A 3,457-nucleotide genomic window follows, 5' to 3' on the forward strand; every position below is an offset into this window, starting at 1 on the left:
ATAGGCTTTGCTTTATCTCGCAGCTTGTCTCCTGCGTTTTTGAAATCAGCTACATTTACAACACTGATAGGATGTTGTATAATAAGACCATAATTGATGATACTTGGTGTGGGTCATTCCAATATTGGAGTATTGGGTGGCTTTTTCTTTATGAAGAGCTTGTCCTTTGGGATAGCTCTTTTTTTTGTATGCTTAAAAGATAACACAACTTAAAATTATTGTCAAATATAAAAGTATACTGTATACAGTGTACCGTATATAATACACAGTATTCAGTTAACAGTATATTGTATAATGTATGGTTTATACTGTATTATAATTTGTCAAATTCAATATTATCAACGTCTCAAAGATATCAGTTTCTTTTGTATACTTTACACAGTAGACGGTATATAGTATGATGTATGGTGTATTAAGTATGAAGTATGCAAAATGAAAAAGAGGGAAAATTATGATAATTAGTTGTGCAAATGAGAAAGGCGGATCTGGTAAAACCTCCACTACCGCACTTTTAGGTTGGGAATTAGCTTCATTAGGTTACAAAGTATTATTAGTAGATTGCGACCCACAATCTAATTTAACAGATCTTATGATTAAAACTAAAAGCCAAGAAAACACCGAGATAACTATAGATCCTTCACTTTTTGCCTTGTTAATCAATAATAGAAACCTCAAAGATGGAATTATTGATATTAAAGATAATCTATCTCTGCTACCAGTTGCTTCAGATATGAATTTATTTAGTCGTTGGTTGGATAAACAAGATTTATCTGAAAAAGAAAAAGTTACTTACTTAAAGAATGCTCTGAATAACCTAAAAGATGACTATGATTTTATATTCCTTGATGTAAGCCCCACAATGAGCCTTACAAACGACAATGTATTTATGGCATGTGATTGGTTGGTAATTATGTTACAGACTCAACAACGTTCATTATTGGGCGCTAAGAGTTTTTTAGAGTATTTGCAAACCAACTTGATAAATACGTTTGATTCTAAGGTAGACATTTTAGGAATCTTACCAGTATTAACTAAAGGTCAATCTAAAATAGATAATTCTATTTTAAAAACAGCAATAACTGATTTTGGAGAAGGAAATATGTTTAATAATGTAATTACTGCTATGGAACGTGTAAAGCGCTATGATTTAACTGGAATTACAGAAGATCATAAAAATGTATGGGATAAAGCTACTCATAGCGTGTACACCGCCGTTGCTAAAGAATTAATAAATAGGCTAGGAGTTGATAATAAATGAGTGGTTTATTACAACACAATAACAACAGCGAAAAGCGAATAGATAAAAATGTAGAAGTTAAAACTAAGCAAATTTCTAGAGCAGATGTTGGCTTTACAGATATTGAAAAAGATGTGATTCCCACATTTGATGTAAGTGTTAGGTTAGACAATCATGCTAGAAATGCCCTAATGGCATTAGCTAAAACTACAGCAGAAAAACGTTCTATATCTGAAATGTTGTCTATCATGATTGAAGACTATTCTAAAAAGTTAAATGGAAACACTATTACAGCCTACAGTGAGTATCTGAATGCTCTAGAAGAAAAAGACAAGCTTTCTTATAAATTAAAAAACCATAAATAGAAAAACAAGACTTAGCAACTAAGCTAGGTCTTTTTTATTTGGCTAAATATTCTTTTATCAATTCTTCTAATAGAGTTGCTACACTCTTATTCTGTTCAATCGCCTTAATCTTGATAGCTTTAATTAATTCACCATCTAGGGTAGTGGTAAACTTCTTTTTCATCTTATCACCTCCGTATACAGAATACCATAAATATTACTAGTTGACAAATACGTATATACGTGTTAAAGTGTTAGTAAGATAAAGAAAGGGAGTGAGCTAATGGAGTTCCTACATGAGTGTTTAATCGTTGCTGTAATTACCTTAATACCAATGGCACCTATATTTATTGGAGAGAATTTAGAGCACAAAAATAGCCAGGAGAGAAATGAACGCCACATTCAAAAGTCCTAGCCATCATTCATTTTAGCATATAAATAAGATAAAGCGATATAATAAGGAGAGATCAAAATGGGATTATTTAAGAGTACAGAACAAAAAGAAGCAGAAAAACAGGCAAAGTTGGAAAAATGGTTAACTGAACGAGGTTTAGAAGATGTACGCAAAGACAGCTTTAAACAGGTTGGACGAATTAGGGACTATCTAAGTGGCACAGGTTTATTAGGATTCATGCCTTCAGTTTCAGATGCTACTAAAAATACAATGTACTTGCTTCAGGCTGAAGTAGAGCAGAATTGGTTACTGATTAAGCAGCAGGATAAACTTGCTACACAAAACGATGAAATTATTAAGTTATTGAAAGAGGGAAAGTAACATGTGGTTAGTTATTGTAGTTGGTTTAGGTTGGTTGTTGTTACCATTCATTATGAGGGTATTTTGGTTTGTTATGACTGTTGGAGTCATTTTAATTTTAGTAAGTCTGGTATATAAAGCTGCATTGTGGGTACTGATTCCATTCTGTATCTATTGGGTAGGACAACGCTTGATTGATCACCACTATCTTAAAACTGGTAAGGGTGAATGGTGGGCTAGTCATAAATTAAAGGATAAAATTAAAGCTGAAAAGTGAGTTATAATTAAATTGCACTACTTAAATTGCACTACTGTTGGCTAGGTTATGATAACGCCTAGTCTTTTTTTATACATGTTTTTAAAAATAACGCTTTCATTTAAAATTCAAGGCTCATATTAAACGTTTAAGAGCTTTTACAATTATTTTAAAATTATACTAGAACATATTAAAGTCGCTTAAAACGTCTTATATTGGCATATAGAAGTATCACAATGAATTCTCCACAAGTGGCGAGTGTGCTTGGATATAAAGATACTATTAATGCTTTGAAATCTCATGTTGATAATGAAAATAAAACCACCGTCCTCTTAGAGGACACAGGTTCAAACTACAAGTCTAAAACGGGTCTTATTAACGAGTCAGGTATGTATAGTCTAATTCGCACAGTGGCAATTGAAGATGAACCTTGGTTTGTTGGCAAAGATGTGGCTGAAGTTTTGGGTTATTCTAACACACGTAAAGCATTAATAGATCACGTTGATAGTGAGGATAAGAATAGCGTAACGATTCGTGACGGTATTAAAGGGAACCCTAATAAATCGGTAATTAATGAATCAGGACTTTACAGTTTAATTCTTTCAAGTAAGCTTCCAGAAGCGAAAGAATTCAAACATTGGGTAACAAGTGAGGTTTTGCCTTCAATCAGAAAGCATGGTGCATATATGACAGATCAGAAAGCTGGGGTGGCGTTTTACCACCTCAGGTCAAAACCGCAGCTGAGATATTAACCGTCATGTTGACAGTGAAGATCCGCAGAATCCGTTGTTTTAAGTCCTCATCTTCGGCCCGGCGTTTTGAAGGCTTTGGGGATCGATAACGATAATACTGAGCTCTGGAAACAC

Annotated in this window: 5 protein-coding genes and 1 pseudogene; 5 read left to right on the plus strand and 1 reads right to left on the minus strand. The window is 33.4% G+C overall.

Annotated elements, in window-relative coordinates:
- Nucleotides 1–451 precede the first annotated feature (451 nt).
- Both FD50_RS01755 and FD50_RS01760 read left to right on the plus strand, forming a co-directional pair.
- The gene (locus FD50_RS01755; RefSeq protein ID WP_056959863.1) at nucleotides 452–1,258 is read left to right on the plus strand and encodes a ParA family protein; all 807 of its coding nucleotides are present in this window, start codon (nucleotides 452–454) and stop codon (nucleotides 1,256–1,258) included.
- Nucleotides 1,255–1,602, plus strand: coding sequence for a DUF5388 domain-containing protein (locus FD50_RS01760; RefSeq protein ID WP_056959865.1), 348 nt, complete (start codon nucleotides 1,255–1,257; stop codon nucleotides 1,600–1,602). Before FD50_RS01755 ends, FD50_RS01760 begins: the two co-directional genes overlap by 4 nt.
- Nucleotides 1,603–1,636: 34 nt before the next feature.
- Here FD50_RS01760 and FD50_RS12880 read toward each other — a convergent pair whose 3' ends face one another.
- A complete protein-coding gene (locus FD50_RS12880) occupies nucleotides 1,637–1,765 on the minus strand; it encodes a ribbon-helix-helix protein, CopG family (RefSeq protein ID WP_228890123.1) in 129 nt (42 codons plus the stop codon).
- Between the two features lie 288 nt (nucleotides 1,766–2,053).
- On the opposite strand from FD50_RS12880, the gene FD50_RS01765 reads away from it, so the two are divergent.
- From FD50_RS01765 to FD50_RS12890, 3 genes and pseudogenes are all read left to right on the plus strand, one after another.
- On the plus strand, nucleotides 2,054–2,356 hold the full coding sequence (locus tag FD50_RS01765) for a hypothetical protein (protein WP_054758161.1): 303 nt from the start codon (nucleotides 2,054–2,056) through the stop codon (nucleotides 2,354–2,356).
- Between the two features lies 1 nt (nucleotide 2,357).
- Nucleotides 2,358–2,612 (plus strand): hypothetical protein, encoded by a 255-nt coding sequence (locus tag FD50_RS01770; RefSeq protein ID WP_054758160.1) that lies wholly within the window; start codon nucleotides 2,358–2,360, stop codon nucleotides 2,610–2,612.
- 215 nt (nucleotides 2,613–2,827) lie between these two features.
- A pseudogene (locus tag FD50_RS12890) lies at nucleotides 2,828–3,292 on the plus strand (BRO-N domain-containing protein); the annotation flags it as partial.
- Nucleotides 3,293–3,457: the final 165 nt, after the last annotated feature.

Origin of the sequence: Liquorilactobacillus satsumensis DSM 16230 = JCM 12392, assembly GCF_001435195.1 — a bacterium.
Taxonomy (GTDB): Bacteria; Bacillota; Bacilli; order Lactobacillales; family Lactobacillaceae; genus Liquorilactobacillus; species Liquorilactobacillus satsumensis.

Bases quoted from the DNA above. Each gene is read 5' to 3' on its own strand.
- FD50_RS01755 (WP_056959863.1), top strand. From the start codon at position 452: ATGATAATTAGTTGTGCAAATGAGAAAGGCGGATCTGGTAAAACCTCC.
- FD50_RS01760 (WP_056959865.1), top strand. From the start codon at position 1,255: ATGAGTGGTTTATTACAACACAATAACAACAGCGAAAAGCGAATAGAT.
- FD50_RS12880 (WP_228890123.1), bottom strand. From the start codon at position 1,765: ATGAAAAAGAAGTTTACCACTACCCTAGATGGTGAATTAATTAAAGCT.
- FD50_RS01765 (WP_054758161.1), top strand. From the start codon at position 2,054: ATGGGATTATTTAAGAGTACAGAACAAAAAGAAGCAGAAAAACAGGCA.
- FD50_RS01770 (WP_054758160.1), top strand. From the start codon at position 2,358: ATGTGGTTAGTTATTGTAGTTGGTTTAGGTTGGTTGTTGTTACCATTC.